Source organism: Streptomyces sp. NPDC002868 (assembly GCF_055563295.1).
The window spans coordinates 16,220-36,163 of sequence record NZ_JBVHDR010000030.1 but is presented as its reverse complement, the minus strand read 5'-3'; the positions used below and the strand labels follow the sequence as shown (position 1 = coordinate 36,163).

General features: G+C 68.2%; 22 protein-coding genes and 3 pseudogenes. 17 read left to right on the top strand and 8 right to left on the bottom strand.

From position 1 onward, the window contains the following. Window positions 1-149 precede the first annotated feature (149 nt). A pseudogene (locus ACZ3H8_RS37805) lies at window positions 150-278 on the bottom strand (IS110 family transposase); the annotation flags it as partial. Between the two features lie 136 nt (window positions 279-414). On the opposite strand from ACZ3H8_RS37805, the pseudogene ACZ3H8_RS37800 reads away from it, so the two are divergent. Further along, window positions 415-549, top strand: a pseudogene (locus tag ACZ3H8_RS37800) (Tn3 family transposase); the annotation flags it as partial. 76 nt (window positions 550-625) lie between these two features. Here the strand turns inward: ACZ3H8_RS37800 and ACZ3H8_RS37795 are convergent. Further along, window positions 626-1,165: a hypothetical protein gene (locus ACZ3H8_RS37795; protein ID WP_467409521.1), complete on the bottom strand. Its 540-nt coding sequence runs from the start codon at window positions 1,163-1,165 to the stop codon at window positions 626-628. Then, complete coding sequence (locus tag ACZ3H8_RS37790) at window positions 1,162-1,386, bottom strand: hypothetical protein (protein ID WP_467409519.1); 225 nt, start codon at window positions 1,384-1,386, stop codon at window positions 1,162-1,164. Before ACZ3H8_RS37790 ends, ACZ3H8_RS37795 begins: the two co-directional genes overlap by 4 nt. Window positions 1,387-1,497: 111 nt before the next feature. On the opposite strand from ACZ3H8_RS37790, the pseudogene ACZ3H8_RS37785 reads away from it, so the two are divergent. The 5 genes and pseudogenes from ACZ3H8_RS37785 to ACZ3H8_RS37765 form a co-directional block, all read left to right on the top strand. Next, window positions 1,498-1,973: pseudogene (locus ACZ3H8_RS37785) on the top strand (class I SAM-dependent methyltransferase); the annotation flags it as partial. A 425-nt stretch (window positions 1,974-2,398) separates the two neighbouring features. Further along, window positions 2,399-2,542, top strand: a complete 144-nt coding sequence (locus ACZ3H8_RS37780; RefSeq protein ID WP_467409517.1) for a hypothetical protein — start codon at window positions 2,399-2,401, stop codon at window positions 2,540-2,542. A 48-nt stretch (window positions 2,543-2,590) separates the two neighbouring features. After that, entirely contained in the window at window positions 2,591-2,827 is a 237-nt protein-coding gene (locus ACZ3H8_RS37775; RefSeq protein WP_467409516.1) for a hypothetical protein, read from the top strand. Between the two features lie 205 nt (window positions 2,828-3,032). After that, a complete protein-coding gene (locus ACZ3H8_RS37770) occupies window positions 3,033-3,203 on the top strand; it encodes a hypothetical protein (RefSeq protein WP_467409514.1) in 171 nt (56 codons plus the stop codon). Between the two features lie 139 nt (window positions 3,204-3,342). Next, the gene (locus tag ACZ3H8_RS37765) at window positions 3,343-3,579 is read left to right on the top strand and encodes a hypothetical protein (RefSeq protein WP_467409512.1); all 237 of its coding nucleotides are present in this window, start codon (window positions 3,343-3,345) and stop codon (window positions 3,577-3,579) included. Window positions 3,580-3,595: 16 nt separating this feature from the next. On the opposite strand, the gene ACZ3H8_RS37760 is transcribed toward ACZ3H8_RS37765, so the two are convergent. Then, complete coding sequence (locus tag ACZ3H8_RS37760; RefSeq protein ID WP_467409510.1) at window positions 3,596-3,871, bottom strand: hypothetical protein; 276 nt, start codon at window positions 3,869-3,871, stop codon at window positions 3,596-3,598. Window positions 3,872-4,026: 155 nt separating this feature from the next. Then, window positions 4,027-4,824 (bottom strand): VOC family protein, encoded by a 798-nt coding sequence (locus ACZ3H8_RS37755; RefSeq protein WP_467409509.1) that lies wholly within the window; start codon window positions 4,822-4,824, stop codon window positions 4,027-4,029. Window positions 4,825-5,319: 495 nt separating this feature from the next. On the opposite strand from ACZ3H8_RS37755, the gene ACZ3H8_RS37750 reads away from it, so the two are divergent. From ACZ3H8_RS37750 to ACZ3H8_RS37715, 8 genes are all read left to right on the top strand, one after another. Further along, window positions 5,320-6,621 (top strand): cytochrome P450, encoded by a 1,302-nt coding sequence (locus tag ACZ3H8_RS37750; protein WP_467409508.1) that lies wholly within the window; start codon window positions 5,320-5,322, stop codon window positions 6,619-6,621. 40 nt (window positions 6,622-6,661) lie between these two features. Beyond that, complete coding sequence (locus ACZ3H8_RS37745; protein WP_467409506.1) at window positions 6,662-7,438, top strand: SDR family oxidoreductase; 777 nt, start codon at window positions 6,662-6,664, stop codon at window positions 7,436-7,438. Between the two features lie 94 nt (window positions 7,439-7,532). Continuing rightward, complete coding sequence (locus ACZ3H8_RS37740; RefSeq protein ID WP_467409505.1) at window positions 7,533-7,838, top strand: antibiotic biosynthesis monooxygenase family protein; 306 nt, start codon at window positions 7,533-7,535, stop codon at window positions 7,836-7,838. Next, the gene (locus ACZ3H8_RS37735) at window positions 7,835-9,328 is read left to right on the top strand and encodes an FAD-dependent monooxygenase (protein WP_467409502.1); all 1,494 of its coding nucleotides are present in this window, start codon (window positions 7,835-7,837) and stop codon (window positions 9,326-9,328) included. The genes ACZ3H8_RS37740 and ACZ3H8_RS37735 overlap by 4 nt, the downstream gene beginning before the upstream one ends. A gap of 116 nt (window positions 9,329-9,444) precedes the next feature. Beyond that, complete coding sequence (locus tag ACZ3H8_RS37730; protein WP_467409501.1) at window positions 9,445-10,230, top strand: SDR family oxidoreductase; 786 nt, start codon at window positions 9,445-9,447, stop codon at window positions 10,228-10,230. Between the two features lie 60 nt (window positions 10,231-10,290). After that, entirely contained in the window at window positions 10,291-10,731 is a 441-nt protein-coding gene (locus ACZ3H8_RS37725; protein ID WP_467409499.1) for a nuclear transport factor 2 family protein, read from the top strand. An 84-nt stretch (window positions 10,732-10,815) separates the two neighbouring features. Next, window positions 10,816-11,673 (top strand): LLM class flavin-dependent oxidoreductase, encoded by an 858-nt coding sequence (locus tag ACZ3H8_RS37720; protein ID WP_467409496.1) that lies wholly within the window; start codon window positions 10,816-10,818, stop codon window positions 11,671-11,673. A 70-nt stretch (window positions 11,674-11,743) separates the two neighbouring features. Next, window positions 11,744-12,127: a hypothetical protein gene (locus ACZ3H8_RS37715; protein WP_467409495.1), complete on the top strand. Its 384-nt coding sequence runs from the start codon at window positions 11,744-11,746 to the stop codon at window positions 12,125-12,127. A gap of 21 nt (window positions 12,128-12,148) precedes the next feature. Here the strand turns inward: ACZ3H8_RS37715 and ACZ3H8_RS37710 are convergent, their stop codons facing one another. After that, window positions 12,149-12,565 carry an SRPBCC family protein gene (locus ACZ3H8_RS37710; protein ID WP_467409493.1) on the bottom strand — a complete coding sequence of 139 codons (417 nt, stop codon included), beginning with the start codon at window positions 12,563-12,565 and terminating at the stop codon, window positions 12,149-12,151. A 14-nt stretch (window positions 12,566-12,579) separates the two neighbouring features. Next, window positions 12,580-13,461, bottom strand: coding sequence for a TIGR03619 family F420-dependent LLM class oxidoreductase (locus ACZ3H8_RS37705; RefSeq protein WP_467409492.1), 882 nt, complete (start codon window positions 13,459-13,461; stop codon window positions 12,580-12,582). A gap of 272 nt (window positions 13,462-13,733) precedes the next feature. Between ACZ3H8_RS37705 and ACZ3H8_RS37700 the strand changes: the two genes are divergently transcribed. The 3 genes from ACZ3H8_RS37700 to ACZ3H8_RS37690 all read left to right on the top strand — a co-directional run bounded on the left by ACZ3H8_RS37700 (window position 13,734) and on the right by ACZ3H8_RS37690 (window position 19,452). Next, window positions 13,734-14,486, top strand: coding sequence for a phytanoyl-CoA dioxygenase family protein (locus tag ACZ3H8_RS37700; RefSeq protein WP_467409491.1), 753 nt, complete (start codon window positions 13,734-13,736; stop codon window positions 14,484-14,486). 387 nt (window positions 14,487-14,873) lie between these two features. Beyond that, the gene (locus tag ACZ3H8_RS37695) at window positions 14,874-18,188 is read left to right on the top strand and encodes a ferritin-like domain-containing protein (RefSeq protein ID WP_467409489.1); all 3,315 of its coding nucleotides are present in this window, start codon (window positions 14,874-14,876) and stop codon (window positions 18,186-18,188) included. 25 nt (window positions 18,189-18,213) lie between these two features. Continuing rightward, window positions 18,214-19,452: a cytochrome P450 gene (locus tag ACZ3H8_RS37690; protein ID WP_467409488.1), complete on the top strand. Its 1,239-nt coding sequence runs from the start codon at window positions 18,214-18,216 to the stop codon at window positions 19,450-19,452. On the opposite strand, the gene ACZ3H8_RS37685 is transcribed toward ACZ3H8_RS37690, so the two are convergent. Further along, window positions 19,449-19,889, bottom strand: a complete 441-nt coding sequence (locus ACZ3H8_RS37685; RefSeq protein WP_467409487.1) for a hypothetical protein — start codon at window positions 19,887-19,889, stop codon at window positions 19,449-19,451. The two genes, ACZ3H8_RS37690 and ACZ3H8_RS37685, sit on opposite strands and share 4 nt — an antisense overlap. Between the last annotated feature and the right edge of the window lie 55 nt (window positions 19,890-19,944).

Below are 19,944 nucleotides of genomic sequence, written 5' to 3'. Positions count from 1 at the left end.
GGGGGCGGCGCAGCAGCGGACGGGCGGGAGTGTGGGCCTGATGATCGGTCATGGGGGCATTGTGACCCAGAGACTGTCCGGCGAGTCATGAGCGGGGCCAGAGGCGTACGGCAGCAACGGTCACGGTGCCGTGGTTTCCTAATGGCTTGTCAAGCCGTGAGAGCGAGCGGCGGCGTTGCTTGATAGCAGCGTCTTTCACGCAGGAGGACCCATAGGACAGTGACGCGGCGTCGTGCCAGAGCCATGACAGCTTGGGTGCGGCGCTTGCCCTCGGCGCGGTGAGGTCGGCCCGGGACGCCCTGCCAACATTTCTGCTGGTGGGTTTCCCCGGACCGCCTCCCGAGTGAAGTAGGCCGCCGACGAGGTGCCCCTGGCAGAGGTCCTCGCTGCGTTTGCGGTGCAACGGGGAACTCCATGCGCCGGCGGGTGACGGCCACGACCAACAAGGTCGAGGCGTACAACGGGTTCTCCGAGTGGCTGCACTTCGGCAACCGCGGGGTCATCGCCGACAACGACCCCATCGAGCAGGAGAAGGCGATGAAGTTCAACTCCCCTGCTCACGAACACGGTGTTCTCTGAACTTTGGGATCGGCGTCGAGGAAGTGGTGTGAACTCCCGGATGCGGTCAGGGCAGGTGCCGGCGAGTCTCTGCCCAGGCGAGAAGTTGATCCCGTGCTGGGCTGGGTTGCAGGTGGTTGACGAGCCTGTCCAGATGGGCCGTCAGGTTCTTGTGCCGCCGAAGCTCTCCGATCTGCCCGACCGCGAGATCGCGCCAGCGATCGGCGAGAGCACGGGCCTCAGCAGCGGTGAGAGCAAGGGCGGCAATAGTGTCGGCCGCCAGAGTCTCGGGGCTCCAGTCCGGGTGCTCGTCGTCAGGACCGAGCTGGTCGATCACCCACATCCGGAGCATAAAATTCTGCTGAGTTGCTCGTGCTCGATCCCACAGGCGGTCGCCGTGCCGACGCTGGTTGGCCTGCAACGACAGCTTGGCCCACTGCTGGCGGGCACTCCGGGATTCGTCGGATCGATATGCATGGCCCTGCGCGACGACACGTACCGCCTCAAGCTGATGGCCTTTGGCATCCGTGGCGAACGCCTCAAGGCGTTCGATCGTCCAGGTGCTGAGGTCTCGGCTTGGTTCTTCGTGATTGGCGTCGGCGCTCAATGTTCCTCGTTCCTGATCGTGGACATGCCGAGGTCGACGCCAGCCCCGTTTTGGAGACGTCGGTCGACCTGGGCGAGCTTGTGCTCGGCTCCCGCAAGGCTGACACGAAGTCCTTCGACTTCGCCGAGCCAGCCTTCACGTTCGGCTTCGAAGATGCGGGCGAGGAGGTTGTCGCGGATCTCGACGAGGCGGTCTCGTTGGGCCGGGTCGGGCCAGAGCATCGGGCAGCGGACGCAGGCTTCTCTGAACTAGCGATAGCCCGGGCGAACGGGCGGGAGGGAAGATCGTGATTCTCTCGGCTCGCCTCAGCGCCAGGAACTACTGTCGCGGGCATGGTCGAACACCATGCCCTCAGTGCCACCCGCGAGGCTTACGACGCTGCTGCCCCCACCTATGCGCAGCTGTTCCGCGACACGCTGCGTGACAGTCCCCTGGACCGCGGGATCTTGGGTGCCTTCGCCGAGGTCGTACGTGCGAGTGGGGAAGGTCAGGTCGCGGACTTGGGGTGTGGGCCTGGCCATATCACTGCTTATCTGGACGAGTTGGGGCTGGCGGCGTTTGGTGTTGATGCCTCTCCTGCGATGATCAAGTTGGCTCGACAGTCCTATCGGGCCTGCGGTTCGACGTGGGCTCGATGGCTGCGTTGAACATCGCTGACGGCGTGCTGGGCGGCGTACTCTCTCGTTGGTCCATCATCCACACTCCGCCGCAAGAACTCCCCGTCATCTTGGCGGAGTTCCACCGCTTGCTGGCACCTGGCGGCCACCTTCTGGTCGGCTTTTCGGCCAGCGATGATCCATCTCACCCGAGGCCCGGTTCGGAGAAGTGAGCATCTGACACAAGCGTGCTCATGGATGCAAGGGGTTCCGAAGGCGCGTGCGCAGGTGCCGATGGACACCTTCCTTTTCTCGAAGTGGGCGAGGAAGGCGTCCCATTCTTCCTCGGTCGGGGTTCGGTACTCTTCGCTGGGGCGAGAGGTTCGGCGGCGGGCGATGAACGCTCGGTGGGCTTCGATCGTCTCGGCGGGGTAGACCGCTTTGTATCCCATTGTCGTGTCGATGCGCTTGTGTCCGCAGATCACTTCGGCGATGTGCGGTGGCAGGCCGTTCATGATGGCATCGGTGACGAAGATCCTCCGGAAGTCGTGGGCCGTCTGCGGACGCCGCTGCCTACGCGCGTGGGCGCCGGCTCAAACTGGCCAAGCTCGCCCAACGGCCCCTTCTGCGGGCGCTGGTGGAGGCCATATTGGCACTGTGCGGGTCGCCCGAGCAGATCGCGGGCTGGCTGAGACTCCAGTTCCCCGGCGACGCTTCCGTGCAGGTCTCGCACGAGGCGATCTACCTCTCGCTCTACGACCCGCGACGTCGTCAGGCGTAGGACGGCTGGCTGGCGATGATGTCGGTCCGGGATGAGATCGTTTCCCGCATGGCCGACACCGACGAAGCGGAAACCGACGTTGAGCATGCCGTCATCGCCCGCTATCGACTGGCCGATGACGGTCTCGGCGGGCCGAACCAGCGGGAGGTCGTCCGCCAGGCCCAATCCCTGCTGACCGAGGCGATCGAGCGAGCAGACGTCGGAGAGTTCGACGGAAACGAGTTCGGAGGTGGCGAGGAGTCCTCTACGCCTACGGACCGGACGCCGGTGCACTCTTCGCTGTGATGGCACCCATCCTGCACGACCTGCCGTTCCGCCCGGCACACGTCGTCTTGCGCTACGGCTCAGTCGACGATGCCCCACCGGCTGCCGAGCACCGCGTCGACCTCTGAAGCGACGAGTCACCAGCCCCCGGCCAGACGGGCACTTGGGGAATTGCGTGAACTTACCCCCCCGGGGGGAACTCGCGATCGTCCACAACCCTCGATGTTTGCCCGACCAGTTGTTCGTTGATCCGCCCGCGGCGCTCAGACGCTGGCGTGCCGTCATCATCGGCAAGCGGCGCCGCCGGCTCGGCGGCGAAGTTACGGACGTCAAAGATGAGTTCTTCGTGGCGCTCGAGCGTTGTCCGCACGGCAAGCGGCGCCGTGCCGACTCATAGGGGGTTGCAGCGACCGGTCGTGATGGGCCTGCCGGTCAGAGGGATGACCACTGCACCGGGTGCTGCTGGATCTCCACGAGCAGCTGGGCGAACAGCTGCTCGTCAAAGAGCGCTGGCCAGGCGGAAGCTGCGCCGTTCGTTGCTCCATCTGATCCTGGCCACGGTCGCCGCGCTGTACCTGAGCCCGCTGATCTACATGGCGGTGACCTCGTTCAAGACCCGCGAGGGCTCGGGGGCGACCGACCCGCAGTGGATCCCGGACCCGGCCACCTTCGACGCCTACCGGGAGGTGCGGGCTCCACCGACAGCCCGGTCGTGCAGTGGCTGCTCAACAGCCTGCTGGCGGCCGGCGCGCACGCGGCGCTGGTGCTGGTGACCGCGACGCCCGCGGCCTATGCGCTGGCCCGGATGGAGTTCCGCGGGCGCACGGTGATGTTCGCGGGGATCATCGCCACGCTGTTCGTGCCGCCGGTGATCCTGCTGATCCCCACCTTCCTGGTGGTCAACGAGCTGGCCTGGGTGGACAGTCTGCCCGCGGTGATCGTTCCGGGGGCGGCCAGCGCCTTCAGGGTGTTCTTCCTGCGGCAGTTCTTCCTTCGGTCGTTCTCGGAGGTCGGATCGTCGGACGCCGGGGTGGGGCGCCCGGGAGGGGAGGGGCGCAGCGACACCCCCGCGCCACCACGGGCGGGGCGGGGGTGTCCGGTGACCTGTCCGGGAGGGATGTGCTCCCGAGGTGCTTCCGCCCGGACAGGTCATGGGTGCCGGGCCGTGAGGGCGGCCCTCCTCACGGCCCGGCACGCTCGCGGGGTCAGGCGGCGCGCGGTCAGCCGCTGTTCTCGCCGTGCCTCGTCTGCTCCATCACGCCGAACACGGGACCGGAGGGGTCCTTGAGCACGGCGGAGAGGCCGATCCCGATGTCCATGGGACCGGAGAGGCAGCGTCCGCCCAGCCTGGTCACCGTCTCCATCGACTCCGTGAGGTCGTCCACCATGAAGTACACCAGCCAGTGCGGCGGCACATGGTCCGGCATGGGCGGCTCGATCAGCATCATGCCCGCGACCGACCGGTCGCCCATCGTCCACTGCGTGCACGGCGCGCCGTCGTGATCGGTGGTCACGGGCGTCCAGCCGAACACCGCCGGGTAGAAGTCCTTCGCGCTGTCGGGATCGCGGGTGGCCATCTCGCTCCAGCAGAACGACCCCGGCGCGTCGGTCAGGGCCATGCCGGTCAGTTTCACCGGCTGCCACAGGGAGAAAACCGCCCCCTCCGCGTCGCTGCACACCGCGGAGACACCCTGGTCGAACTCCTTGGTGGGCGGCCGGTGAACCTGCCCGCCGGCGGCTTCGACCGCCTTGACGGCGGCCGCCGTGTCGGTGGTCGAGAAGTAGATGTTCCACGTGGGCGGCAGGCCCGCCATGGCCGGCTGCAGAGCCCCGGCGACCAGCTGGCCGTCCTTCGCGAACATCACGTATTCCTCGGTGCCGGTGGCGGCATCGAGGTCGGGTGACGCGACGGCCTTCCAGCCGAAGAGCGCACCGTAGAACTCCTTGGCCCCGGCCAGGTCCGGGGTGACTATGTCCACCCAGCAGGGGGTACCTGGCGGATATCCGGTTGTGTTCATGCCCCGGATTCTAGGTTTCCCACACGTGCGCCGGGATTCCCGACGGCCAGAATTACCGTTGTGAGCAAGAAATGCGCCCGCGGCGTACGGCATTGGGTGTGCCGCGCTACAACTCGCGTCCTGTCCTGTTGTTCCTTTCGGTCGGTCGTGGTGCCGCGTCCGGAGACGGCGGCGCCTGCCTGTGCGTTCACCTGGGGTTTTCGGTGAGCCGGGCTTCGCTGGGCGGGACTGGGGAAAGGGCCGGGGCAGGGCGATGCAGCGGCGTATGCCGAAGGCCGTACATCCCGGGTGTATTTAACCGGACGAACGTCGGGAATTCGTGGCGCTGTATATCTCCTCTGCCGTGAACCCGGTTAAGGTCGCGGCACGGCACACGGTGAAGACCCTGAATTCCCGGTACCGGCCCGGCCCGCCCTGTCGTCCGAAGCGCAAATCAGCGGCGAATCGGCGAAAGCGGCGACACCGCACTCCCAGGCGCATACAAGGAAGAGGTCCATGTCCGAGCAGATACTGTCCGAGCCGGCGCTGCTGCCGCTCTTTCCGTTCGACGCTGCGCCGTCGGTGGAGATCGCCCCGGAACTGGCCCGGCTGCGCGCCGAGGATCCCGTGTGCCGGGTCCGGCTGGCGACCGGCCGCGAGGCGTGGCTGGTCACCAGCTACGACGAAGTGCGCACCGTGCTGTCCGGCGCGCTTTTCAGCCGTGCCTCCAATCAGGCTCCCGGCATGGCCGCGCCGCAGCGGTCCGCATCAGGCGCGCCCGCATCAGGCGCGCCCGCACCGGGGCAGCCCGCCCCGGTGTCGGTGAGCATGCAGGACGCGGAGTCCATCTCGAATCTGGATCCGCCGGAGCACACCCGCATCCGGGACATGGCCGCCAACGCGTTCTCGGCGGAACTCGTCGGGCACCTGCGTCCGCGCGTCACGGCGGCCGTGGAGGAACTGCTCGACGCGATGGCCGAGCAGGGCCCGTCGTCCGACCTCGTCACGAGCTTCGCCGACCCGCTGGCGGCCACGGTGATGTGCGAGCTGTTCGGCATTCCCGAGGGGAACCGCGCCGAGCTGCGCGGCTGGTTGGACGACGCCACGGCGGTGACGGGCCCCTCCCCGCAGCAGAGAGTCGAAGCGATGCGCAGGGCGAGTGAGTGCCTGCTCGACCTCGCCGCGCGCAAGCGCCTGCGTCCGCAGCACGATCTGCTGACCGGGCTGGTCCGGGCACACGCGGGCGAGGACCGGCTCAGCGACCGCGAAGTGCTCATGATGGTGTTCATCACGTTCGTCGGCGGCAACCACACCACGTCGGTCCAGCTGTCGAAGTCGGTCCTCGCGCTGTTCCGCCACCCCGGTCAACTGGCTCTGGCCGTCGCGAAACCCGAGGTGGTGCCCAACGCGGTCGAGGAGCTGATGCGCTTCGTCCCCCTCGGTCCCGGCGCCTTCGCCCGAACCGCCGTCACCGATATCGAGCTGTCCGGAGTGGCCATCCCCGCGGGCGAGACGATCCTGCCGTCGACCGCGGCGGCCAACCGCGACCCCGCCGTCTTCGCCGACCCGGAACGACTCGACATCACCCGGCCCAACGCCCGGGCCCATCTGCAGCTGGGCGGCGGTGTCCACGCGTGCATCGGCCAGGCGCTGGCCCGCATGGAACTCCAGATCGCGCTGGGCGGGCTGCTGTCCCGTTTCCCCACCCTGCGGCTCGCCGTGCCCGAGACCGACCTGGCATGGGAGACCGAACGGCAGGGGGAGTGGGACCTCGACCACATCATCACCCTGCCGCGCGCCCTGCCGGTCGCGTGGTAAGCGCAGTAGACACGACAGCGACAGGAGGTACGGCGTGGATGTGACGGGACGACACGTAGTGGTGATGGGGGGCAGTTCGGGCGTGGGCGAGGCCACGGCGGGACTGTTCGCCTCCCAGGGCGCCGAGGTGATCATCACCGGCCGCAGTGTGGAGAAGCTGGAACGGGCCGCGAAGCGCCTGGGCGGTTCGGTGACGACCAGGGCGGTGGACGCCACCGCGCCCGAGCAGCTGGCGGCGTTCTTCGAGGAGGCGGGCTCGATCGATCACCTGGTGCTGGCGGTGACAGGCTATGCCGGCGGCACCGGGGAGGGCGACTTCGCCGCGCTCGACCTCGCCGATCTGCGCACCGGCTTCGAGGCGAAGTACTGGGCGCATCTGCAGACCCTGCACGCGGCGCTGCCGACGCTGGCGAAGGAGGGGTCTGTGGTGTTCCTCACCGCGGCCTCCGCCCAGGCGGCGCTGCCGGGCACGGCCGGGGCGGCGGCGATCAACGGGGCGCTGGAGAAGATGGTGCCGCCACTGGCGATCGACCTGGCCCCGCTGCGGGTCAACGCGGTGTCGCCGGGACTGGTGGACACCCCGTGGTGGGACTACATGCCGGCCGAGCAGCGGGCGGCGTTCTTCAGCGGTATCGCCCGGATCCTTCCGGTGGGCAGGGTCGGCCGTCCGGAAGACGTCGCACAGGCGGTGTTCGTGATGGCGGTCAACCCCTACATCACCGGCGAGGTGCTGGTGTGCTCCGGCGGCGGCCATCTGGCCACCGCCGACCCCGGCCTGTTCGAGGACGGCCCGGTAGGCACGCAGGCCGCGACCTGACCGCCTGCCGGGGCTCCGGCGGCGCAGCGGTCCAAGCGATTCCACCCCGAACTGCACTGACGAAGACGTGAACGAAGACAGGAGTTGATCGGTGATGGCGCAAGTGACCTTCATCAACTGTTTCGAGGTGCCGGAGGACCACGAGGACGAGTTCGTCGCCGCGTGGAACGAGGTCAGCGACTACCTGTGCGCCAAGCCCGGCTACGTGGGGCACCGGCTGCACCGCGCGCTGGAGAGCGACCGCAGGTTCCGGTTCGTCAACACCGCGGTCTGGGAGTCGGAGCAGCACTTCCGGGCCGGGCACGACGAGGGCTTCTACGCGCTGGTGGGGAAGCCGGTGTGGAAGCAGTTCCCCTTCCTCCCCGGCGTCTTCGAGGTCTACGCGGAAGGTGGCAAGTGACCGGCGCCGACGTCCTGGTCGTGGGGGCGGGCCCCGCCGGCTTGACTCTCGCCGGTGATCTCGCCACGGCCGGGCACGCCGTCACCGTTGTGGAACGGCGCCCGAAGAAGATCAGCAACCTCACCCGGGCGTTCATCGTGCACGCTCGCACCCTGGAGCAGCTCGACGCCCGGGGACTCGCCGACGAACTGGTCGAGGCGGGCACCACCATCAGCGAGCTGCACATGCGCGCGCTGGGGCTCAGGGTGAACCTGCCGGTGAGTCTGCGCGCCCTGGCCACCCGGTTCCCGTTCGTGCTCCTGGTCCCGCAGTTCGAGGTGGAACGGCTGCTGGAGCGGCGGGCCGTCGAGGCCGGGGTGCGGTTCCGCTACGGCACCGAGGTGCTGGGCCTGCGGCAGGACGAGGACGGCGTCGACGCCGAGGTCCGCGACGTCGAGTCCGGTGCGGACGACGTGCTGCGCGCCCCGTACCTGGTCGGCTGCGACGGGGCGCGCAGCACCGTCCGCTCGGTGCTGGGCCTGCCGTTCCCCGGAACGTCCATCGGCACCGCGCTGGTCGCCGCCGACGTGTCGCTCGACGACGCGCCGCAGGGGGCGGTCATCACCAACTCCAACAACGGCGCGTTCGCCTTCGTCGCCCCCATCGGGGACGGCTGGTACCGCGTCGGCGGCTTCCACCGCGCCCGCAGGGTCTCCGAGGACGAACCGCTCGGCCTGGAGGAGGTCCGCGAGGTCGTCCAGCAGGCGCTGGGCACCGACTTCGGCATGAAGGAGTCCCGCTGGAAGACGCGCTTCGACAGCGAGGAACGGCAGGTCCCGGACTACCGGGTGGACCGGGTGCTGCTCGCCGGCGACGCCGCGCACGTCCACTCCCCGGTCGGCGGCCTGGGCATGAACACCGGCATCCAGGACTCGGCCAACCTCGGCTGGAAGCTGTCGGCCGTGCTGAACGGCCGTGCCGACGACACCCTGCTGGACACCTACCAGGCCGAGCGCCACCCGGTCGGCAAACTGGCGTTGCGCAGCAGCGGCTCGATGGTGCGCTTCGCCATGGCGCCGGAGGCGGTCCAGCGTATGGTCCGTCCCTTCGTGTCCATGACGGTGGGACGGATACGGCCGCTCAAGGCCAAGATGGTCGGCATGCTCTCCGGGCTCGCGATCTCCTACCCCGCGCAGTCCGGCGCCCACCATCTGGCGGGCAAGCGCGCCCTCGACTCGACCCTGGGGGACGGCACCCGGCTCTACGAGGCGCTGCGCGCGGGAAGGTTCGTCCTCATCGCCCCCGCCGACGAAGAGCTCGACCTCGGCTCCCGTGGCGACCGGGTGGTGCGCGCCGCCTGGCGGGACGGCCACCGCAGGGCGCTGCTGCTGGTGCGGCCCGACGCCTACGTCGCCTGGGCCACGGAGGAGCGGAGCGCGGCGGAGCGCGCCGCCGCCCTGGAGACGGCCCTGGCCGAATGGACCGGGCCCGCGGCGCAACTCGCGGCATAGCCGTCGCCACGGCCCGGTTCCGGCCCGGGAACGGTGCGGAACCGGGCCGTGGCCCGGCAGCACAGAAGCTGGCATCACAGGACATCACAGAACATTACAGAAGAGGAAAAACAGTCATGGGCAAACTGAGCGGCAAGACGGCACTGGTGACGGGCGGCAGTCGCGGCATCGGGCGCAGCATCGCCGAACGCCTGGCACGCGATGGCGCGCACGTCGGTGTGCACTACGGGAGCAACCAGACCGCGGCCAAAGAGGCGGTGGCCGCGATAGAGGCGGCCGGCGGCCGGGCATTCGCCCTCCGTGCCGAACTGGGGGTGCCCGGAGACGCCCGAACACTGTGGGCCGAGTTCGACCGGCACGCCAGCGGAATCGACATCCTGGTCAACAACGCCGGAGTCGGCCTCTACCAGCACATCGAGCAGGTCGCGGAAGCCGACTACGACCGGATGTTCGCCATCAACGCCAAGGCCCCGTTCTTCATCGTCCAGCAGGGCCTGAAACGAGTGCGCGAAGGCGGGCGAATCATCAACATCTCTGCGGGAGTGACCCGGGTGGCCTTTCCCACAGCGGTCGCCTACGCCATGGCCAAGGGCGCGCTGAACGCCCTCACCCTCAATCTCGCGCAGGACCTTGGCGCCCGCAGGATCACCGTCAACTCGGTGATCCCGGGTGCCATCGAAACGGAGATGATGGACGTGGTGCCGGCGGAGGAAAAGGCCGCCATGGCCGCCCTTTCCGTCTTCGGCCGGCTCGGCCGGCCGACCGACGTCGCCGGTGTCGTGGCCTTCCTCGCCTCCGACGACGCCGATTGGGTCACCGGCCAGTGCGTCGACACGACAGGTGGCTCCCTGATCGGCGTTCCCTGCCGCTGCTGCCCCACCCCCACCGCCTCTGCCCGGTAGGCGACACCGCGACCGCGAATTCGGACGTACGGACGTACGGCGTATGGAAAGGATCTCCTGATGCCGACCGAGGCTGACATGAAGGCCACGCTGCAGACATGCGTAGAGCACTGGAACGCCAAGGACTCGGAGGCGATGGCCGGGCTGTTCACCGACGACGCCGTGATCGAGGACCCCTACGGCACCCCGGCCAAGAAGGGAAAGGCGGCGGTCCGTGCCTTCTTCGCCGAGACCTTCCGCCTCGCGGAGGACGACGCCGGGGCCAAGCTCGCGTTGGACACCCCGATCCGGGGCTCGCACGGTGACCGCGCCGCCATGGCGTGCACCATGCACATCAACAACGTGGTCATCCAGGTCATCACCGTGATGCGCTTCGACGAGGCCGGACAGATCACTCACATGCAGGGCTTCTGGGGACCGAGCAACATCAGCAAGCCCGACTCCGGTGCCGGGGCCCCGGGAGCGGGAGACCGCGCTCAACTCCATCCCGAACTGCACTGAAACACCTTTGTGCGGCCCGGTGCCGCGGCGGCGAACAGCCAATTCTCCAGTGGAGCCGATTCATGTGAGAGGAACGACAGCGCAATGGACATCGGAATAGGACTGCCCGGCCATAGTCCGTGGAGCGACGGCCGGGCCATGGTGGAGTGGGCCCGCCGCGCGGAGCAGCGGGGCTTCTCCTCGCTCAGCGCCACCGACCGGCTGCTCTGGTCGACGCCGGAACCCCTGATCACCTTGGCCGCGGCCGCCGGCGCCACCTCCCGCATCCGGCTGCTCACCAGCGTGCTGCTGGCGCCGTTGCGCGCCAACCACGCGCTGCTCGCCAAGATGGTCGCGACGCTGGACCGGCTCGCCGGTCCGCACCGGCTCGAACTCGGCATGGCCCCGGGGCTCAGGGAGGAGGACTACGTCGCGAGCGGCGTAGACTACGCCACCCGTGGCAAGCAGCTCGCCCTGATCCTGGACCGACTCGACGCACTGACCAACCCCGACGACCCGGTCGGCCCGCAGTTCGTGACGCCGGGCGGGCCGCCGGTACTCTTCGGCGGCAGCTCCGACGTGGCGCTGCGCCGTATCGTCGCCCGCGGCACCGGCTGGATCTGCGGCGACGCGGTCGTCCAGGACATCCTGGATTTCGCGCCCCGGCTGCGGCAGGCCTGGGCCGAGGCCGGCCGACCCGGATCTCCCCGTGTGATCGCGGCGGTGATGTATGCGCTCGGCCCCAACGCCGAGACCACGGTCGCCGAGAGTATCGGCAGCTACTACTCCTTCGTCGGCGACTTCTACGTGAACCGCCAGATCGCCATCGCGCACACCTCGCCCGAGCAGGTCTCCGCGTCCGTCGCCGAGTTCGACAAGGCCGGCTGCGACGAGCTGATCTTCATGCCCAACGACCCCGACCCCGCCCAGATCGACCTTCTCGCCGACGCCATCGGCCTTTAGCGGGCCCTCAACGATGGACACGCCGTCCGGTGCCTACCGTTGCGGGGGATCTTCCGGGGTGGTGCCGCGGGTGTCGAGCAGGCTGCGGGTGTGCTCGCTGTGGTGCGGTGCGGTGCTGGGCGCGGTAGAGGTCGAGGGCGTGCTGCCAAGCTCGGGGGGCCTCCGGGTGCCGGCCCAGGGCGTGATGGACCTCGCCGAGGACCTCCAGGCCCTCGACTACTACCAGCGGGCCCTCATCCTGCAGCGCGACCTCGACGACCCCCTTCAGGAGGTCGAAACCCTGGTCAGCCTCGGAGAGGTCCATCACGCCCTGGGCCAGGACGCCGCGGCCCGCCAGGCATGGCAGCAAGCCCTCGACCTCTGCCGCACCCAGAAGCACCCCACGAGAGAAGAGCACGTCCAGGACCGGCTCGACGCCCTCGACGCCGCCCGAGGCCAGCTACCGCAACGTTAGGAACGGGACGGTGCGGCGGGCTCAGGACTGCGCCAGCTTGGCGAGGTTGGTCACTGCCTCGGGGAAGCCGACGGCGACCGCGGGGCCCACGTCGTGACCTATCCGGCCAGAGGCCGGGCCGACGATCTCCACACGGTGTGTCACACGGGTCCCCCCGTCGGCGTTCGGGGTCAGGCGGTGGACGAACCGCAGGGTGGCGCCCTCCAGCGCGGTCTCCTCGACGAACATCTCACCGGCGCTCAGTTCGGTGATCATCAAGGTGATGCGGTCCTTCCCGGACGTGTTCAGGGTGACCTCGCTGCCGACGGCGAACGGCCCGTGCAGCGCGGGATCCCTGATCACGGGGTCCCAGGCCGTCCAGTTCGCCACGTCCTCGTAGAGCCGCCAGACGGCCTCCGGCGCGGCGGTCGACTCGGCGCTGTGCTCGTACTCCCACATGTTCCGGTCCTCCCTCAGATCTTGGCGATGACCTCTTCGGCGAAGCGCTCCAGCAAGGCGGTCTTGAGGCCGATGCCGTCGCCGTAGCGGGCCCTGTCGTGCAGGCCGGCGACCCACCACGGCGCGACCAGGGTCCCGTCGACGCCGCGGTCGGCCCACCTGTGGCACAGGTCGACGTCGGGCGTCGCGCCGATCGGCGCGATCACCTTGAGGTCGTCGAGGGTGCGGCCGTGCTCGGCGAGGAACCGCTTCAGCCGGGCCAGCACGGCGGTGAGCTGGTCCTCGGTGTAGAGGCGGTTGCCGATCCAGCCGTCGGCGAGGCGGGCGGTCCGGCGCAGGGCCGCGTCGCTGTCCCCGCCGAGGTAGACCGGGACCGGCTGGGAGGGCACCGGGGCGATCTTCAGCGGGCCGAAGTCGTACCACTGGCCGCGGTGCTCGACCATCTCGCCCTGCAACAGCGTGCGCAGCGCCGGGATCATCTCGTCCAGCCGCCTGCCACGGGTGTGGAAGTCCTGGCCGGTCTGGACGAACTCGTCCTTGCACCAGCCGGCGCCGATGCCGAAGGTCACCCGGTTGTCGGACATCACGGCGGCGGTCGACACCGCCTTCGCGGCGGTGAACAGGTCCCGGGCCGGCGCGATGTAGACGTTGGTGGCCAGGCGCAGCCGCTCGGTGACGGCCGCCATCGCGCCGATCGTCACCCACACGTCCGGCCAGTGCATGTCCGCCGTGTACGGCGCCTCGCCGGTGTCGGAGTAGGGATAGCGCGCCTCGTAGTCCGCGTAGAACAGGTGGTCCGAGATCGAGACCGTGTGGTACCCGAGCCGGTCGCCCGCCTGCGCGAGATCGAGGAGCTCGCCGGTGTCGCAGAATGAGGCCCCGAGCCAGAACTCCATGGCGTTTCCCAATCGTCTTGGCCTGACTAATCAATGTGATGGCGCCGCATCCACACGCTAGGCACGGACCGCCGGATCCGACAATCAAATCCTCGTGCTCGGGAAAAACAACGGGACCTTGGATGTAGCTGAATGCGCCGCCGTGGTACATCTCCGGCGCATTCTCGGCCGATGCCCTTGCGGCCGGCCAGGTGCACCGACTCACACTTGTACGCAGACCACGGCAGCAGTCGGGGCACCGCTCGCAAAAGGTTCAGTGAGAGGGGCAAAGAGTGCGCACCAGAGCTGAGATGACTTCCTCGCTGTGCAGGAAATACCGGGAGGACGGCTACTGCATTCCCGAGGGTTACACGTTCGACGAAGTGAAGCTCTCCGGGCTCCAGAAGGTCCTGGCCGAGATCGTCGCGGAACACGGGCCGGAGGCATCGGACGGCATGGACAATCCGCACCTTCGCGATGCGCGGCTGCTGGAATTCACGCTGGCGGGCGAGGTGCTGGACCTGGTCGAGCCGCTGGTCGGACCGGACATCGTGTTCGGCTCGACCCAGCTGTTCGCCAAGGCTGTGAAGGTCGGGAAGGCGACACCGTGGCACACCGACAACAGCTACCTGCGCATGGTCCTCGACGACCTGGACACGGTGGTGAACGTCTGGGTCTCCGTCGACGGTTCGGCACCCGACAACGGATGCGTGCGCGTGATCCCGGGAAGCCACCGGGAACGGCAGTGGGAACGCCCGGACGCCGACGATCACAAGGTCACCGTGGATGAGGCCAACGCGGTCGACCTGGTACTGGCACGCGGTCAGGTATCGCTGCACGACGGGGGGATCGTCCACGGTGCCAGCCCGAACACCTCCGGGCGGCCGCGCACCGGAATCGTCATGCGGTACTTCTCGGCCAGGGTCACGGTCGACACGCAGCGTATGAAGGATTATCCGCTGTGGCTGGCCAGGGGCGTGAGCCATGGGAAGAACGAATACGCCCACCCCCGGCCTCAGCCCCTGGCTCAGTCAAGATTTTCGTGACGGGGTGACGAATCCGGAGGCAGTGCGCCATGCGGCGCCTCGTCGTATCCCGGTCCAGCCGGGCGGACTCAGCTCCGGGGGCCAGTCACCGCCATGCTGGGAGAATTCGTTGACGCGGGGCAAAGCCGAATCGGTTGCGGGCGCACCCCGAATCGTAAGATTCGCCTCCGTCGTTCCGTAATCGAAACGGGACCGGGCCAGGGAAATAGACCGGGGGTGTACCGCGTAGGGCGAACGCCGGTACATCCTTTGTCTCATCCTGTTTCTATCCAGCGGCGACCGGCTTTCCGGGAGTGATGGCGAGGCCTAGCGTTTGCAATCGCTTTGAGCTTCAGGAAGCCCGGGAACGCCCGGGAATAGAGTCGGGCGTGATGAGGAGTTCACCTCTTGAGCATATTCGACCTGCCGCGTCTGCACTTCTCCGGAACCGCCGTCACCAAACTGCCGACCGGGCCGGGGAAGGGGCTTGTCGATCTGAGCACGAACACGGCACTCACCGATGGCGGGCCGTTCCCCGCGGAGCGCCCGGCGAGCGACTACCACGAATATCTCGAAAACCGGGGACCGCGTTTCGACGCGTCCGGCCGTGTCGTGCCGGACGGGATCTTCAGCGCCTCGAAGGGATGGAACTTCGGCGGCAACGGCCACTTCTGGATCGACGCGAGGATCGTCAGTACGGAAGGCCCCGAGGGCGTCGACCTCCAGGACCCGGCGGTCGGACGCAGCGTGGACATGTGGGGGCACCACAACGCATACCTGGGGACGACGTTCAACCGCGCCCGGATCTTCGACTGCGATCCCGCCTCCCGTTGGACGACCGCAGTCATGGTCGGCCAGTTCTGCTTCGGCCGCGAAGGACGGTCGCACGAGAACGGATACATGTTCGTCGGCGACGTCGTCGGCACGCAGCCGCCCAGGTGGCACAACTTCGACTACATCCGGGAGGTGGGCGGGCACTACTTGGAGCAGGAGTTCCGGCGCTCGACCGTCTACCAGTTCGTGGTCCGTGAGGAGGCCGGCCTGGCGTGGCTCGCGGAGACGTCGGTGTCCCCGGCGGTGACCGCGCTGCGCGACGCCGTGGAGTCTCACGAGGCAGCCGGTGTGGTGGTCCAGTTCGCCCTGAGCAACATGGCCACTCCGACGGCCCCGGACGAGCCGAACTCCTGGGACGTGCGCGGTTCGATCGCCCCCTGGCGCGAGCGCGAGTTCACCACCTATCCGGCCGGCCGGCTGCTGGCCCCCAGGGGTACGGACCACCGCGGGCGGACTGCGCCCCTGCACAACTTGACCGTGACGGTGACGGCCGGGGGAGCGGTCCTGAACATGATCACGGCGGTGCCGGTCTCCCGGCGCACCACCGTGCCCGGGCCCGGACCGACCCACCTGCTGGGCCCGGTGAGATGCGCGGGCGAGCTGGAACTGCGCACGGTGCGGACCGATCGCCTGGTGGCACGGGTCCCGCGCCGGGCGTACACGGCCGAAGCCCTCGCGCTGACCAGCGGAATCGTGACGGTTCCCCTTGCCGCACCGTACGAGACGCTGCGGCGCGACGTCGGGGAGCAGGGCCTGTGCCTCAGGGGGACGGGCCCTCATGGTGATCACGCCGTGCTGCTCGACGAAGAGGAGATCAACATCCAGGTCGACGACGCCTGCCTCTTCCTCGAACATCCCGATCCGCGGCAGGGCGTGGACCACGCCGTCGAAGTGCTGGTCCGCTCGTTCGTCAGAGGCGTCCCGGCGCCGGTCGACGCGGTCCATGTGCGGCAGGTCTTCAACCCCAAGGCGCTTCCCCTGGACAGGACCGCCACGGCACCCGGCGCGCGGTGCGCGGACCTCGACATCGTCCGCTTCCGCCCCGGCCGGCTGACCGGCACCGGCTCGTGCACGACGGCATGCGTAATCCCCACCGATGAGCGGGGACAGGGCTGGTTCACCGTACGCGGCGCCCGCGCCGGAACCGCACGGGTGCTCCTGTCGGCCGATCCCGGGAACCTGCCGTGCGACCTCGACCTGCCGGGCTCCGCCCGTACCGCCTACGACAACGACGACGCGCTCGGGTTCTGGGCCGCGGCCGGCTCCCTCGCCGTACGGGTGCTCCCCGACGACTGGCACCTGGACGACATCGACGCCGACGACGTCACGTACGACCTCGTGTACCGGGAGGTCTTCGCCTACTACGAACTCTGCTTCTCGTTCATGGGCCAGGAGGTCTTCAGCCTCGCGGACCGGTGCAAGGTCGAGACCTACGCCCGGCTCATCTGGCAGATGAGCGACCCCCGGAACAAGGCGAAGACGTACTACATGCCGCCCACCCGGGACATGTCGGAGCCGAAGGCCCGCCTCCTGCTGAAGTATCTGCGCCGCGAGCAGCGGGCCGTTCACCCACCGGCTCCGGTATCGGCACCGAACCGCGCACGCACGGCGATCACGACCCGTACCGGGCTCTGCGCCGCCCTGCGGCACGCCGCGACCATCGAGCTCGCGGTGATGATGCAGTACATCTACGCGGCCTATTCGCTCCCGGTGCGCGGGACCGGACAGGAGTACGTACAGCGTGGCCTGTGGACGCCCGAGCAGTTGACGCTCGTCTGCGGCGACGGCACCGAGGGGCTCGATCAGGGAATCAGGGGCCTCCTGCTCCAGGTGGCGAAGGAGGAAATGATCCATTTCCTCGCCGTCAACAACATCATCCTGGCCATCGGGGAGCCGTTCCACGTTCCGACCGTGGACTTCGCCGACATCAACCACCGGCTGCCGATCCCCGTGGACCTAGCCCTTGAGCCGTTCGGCGTCGGCAGCCTGCAGAGATTCATCGCGATCGAGCAGCCGGACCGCCTCACCTGCGACCTGTCGCCCGATCACACCGGCGACCACGCAGGGCCGGACGCGTCCTATGCCTACAGCTCCCTGAGCGAGCTCTACGGCGCCATCCGCGGTGCGATCGCAGCCATTTCGGACCTCTTCATGGTGGACAAGGGGCACGGCGGGCCAGAGCACCATCTCTTTCTGCGCGAGTCCGTCAACGCGGCACATCCGGACTACCAGCTCGAGGTCGACGACGTGGCCAGCGCTCTGTTTGCGGTCGACCTCATCACTGAGCAAGGAGAGGGAAACGTCCTACCCCCCTCGGCCAAGCCTGCCGGAAGATCACATTTCGAAGCTTTCCGGCACATGCATGACGTCCTGGTGAGGGAGCAGTTCCAGCAGTCCCAGGAGGGCCAGAAGCTCTGGAGCCCGGCATATCCGGTTATGCGCAATCCCACACTGTCGAGGATCGACGGAACGAAGGAGCTCGTCACCAACCACGATGCCAGAACGGTGATGCAGCTGTTCAACCACTCCTACTTCCTGATGCTTCAGCTCATGATCCAGCACTACGGCAGGTCGCCCGAGGCCAGCCTCCGGCGTTCCAAGCTCATGAACGCGTCCATCGATGTCATGACGGGCATGATGCGCCCACTCGGCGAACTGCTGGTGACCATGCCCTCAGGACGGCGTGGCAAGACCGCCGGCCCCTCCTTCGAACTGGACGCGGCGCCCGGGTACGTAGCCCGGCCGTACGTGGCCTTCAGGTCGATCGCGCTGCGCTTTGAGCATCTCGCTGCCCGTGCCCGCAAGTGCGCGGCCGTCCCGAACAGCGTTCCGGAGCTCATGGCTTACTACGCCGAGTATTTCCGGGCGACCGACCCTTGCCACCCGTGAGGGGCACATGGAACCAGGAGTGGATATGACTCAGCAGGTTCTTGACCGGTTCGACCCCTTGCGTTGCCCGGACATCGCCGATCCCTACCCCTTCTACCGTCGATACCGGGAGGAGGACCCGATTCATCGAGTCCGGGCGGCGGAACCCGCAATGCCCGACATGTGGTACGTCTTCCGTCACGATGACGTCGCACGGGCGCTCACGCACCGGGATTTGGGGCATGGCGCGCGCGGCGCCGCCGCCGACATCCGGACCCGTCCGATCCTGCCGCCAGGCACCGGCGTTCTGCGCTCCATGGTCGAGAACTGGCTGGTCTTCATGGACCCGCCGCAGCACACCCGGCTGCGCGCACTGCTCGGCGGGGCTTTCTCGGCCGATGCCGTGAACGACCTCCGCCCTCGCATCCGAGAGAGCGCGGATCACCTTGTCCGAGATCTCAGGGGTAGGGCGGCCTTCGATTTGGTGGACCGTTTCGCGGCCCCCCTTCCCATTGCCGTTGTCTCGCGGTTGCTGGGCGTCGACGACCGGCACTGCCAGTGGTTCCGCAAGTGTGCGGTGGCCATACAGGAGGCGAGTACCTCACGCGTCCACAGGTCGGCGGATGCCTACGCATCGGCCGAGAGCGCCGCCCGGCAACTGGACGGCTTCTTTCGGCAGGCGCTGATGCAGCGTCGCACAGAAGCCCGCGACGACGTGATGACCGCACTCGTGCAGGCCGCCGACCGCGGCGATCCTTTGACGGAAGACGAGATGGTCGCCACCTGCGTCCATCTCCTCACGGCGGGCCATGAGACCACGACCAACCTCATCTCCAAGGCGACGCTGGCCCTGCTCGCCCACCCTGACGTGCTCAGCGAACTGTGTTCGAACCCCGAGTTGATGCCCCTCGCGGTGGAGGAATTCATCCGCTATGACACACCTGTTCAAATGATCTCGCGCTGGGCTTGCCAGGACGCAGTACTCGGGGGGCGCCATATCCGTCGAGGGGACAAGGTCGTACTGGTGCTGGGGTCGGCCAACCGCGACCCTCGTCGCTATCAGGATCCCGACACGCTCGACATCCGGCGAAACATCAGCAGACACTGCGGCTTCGGAATAGGCACGCATTATTGCCTCGGAGCGGGTCTGGCACGTGCTGAGGCGGAGATCGCCCTCAGCGCGCTGCTGGAGGGCGTACCACGGTTCCGCCTGGGCGACGAACCCGTCACATATGCCGCCGACATGGTCTTTCATGGCCCAGCCCGTCTGATACTCCGCACCTAGTGCCGGTTGGTCGTCGCCATGTACCGCGCAGTTTCACCGCAGTGAAATCGAATCACGTCAGCTTCCGGCCGCGCCGCATCCTGGCGGTCCATGACGCTCCCCAGCCGAGCCGAATTCCTCACGTTGCGGGGGGCGTCACTCCCATCGACGAACACGTGCTGCGAGTAACGCACAAGGAGGAAGTCCATGCCCGAGCAGACACCCTTGCCGCTCTTTCCGTTCGACACGCCGCCGTCGATGGAGGCCGCCCCGGAACTGTCCCGGCTGCGCGCCGAGGATCCCGTCTCCCGTGTCCGGTTGGCCACCGGGCGCGAGGCGTGGCTGGTCACCAGGTACGGCGACGTGCGATTGGTGTTGTCCGATCCGCGCCTGAGCCGAGCGGCCAACACGGCTCCCGCCATGGCTCCGCAGCAGCCGACACCGGTGTCGGTCAGCATGCAGGACGCGGAGTCGATCTCGAACCTGGATCCGCCGGAGCACACCCGTATCCTG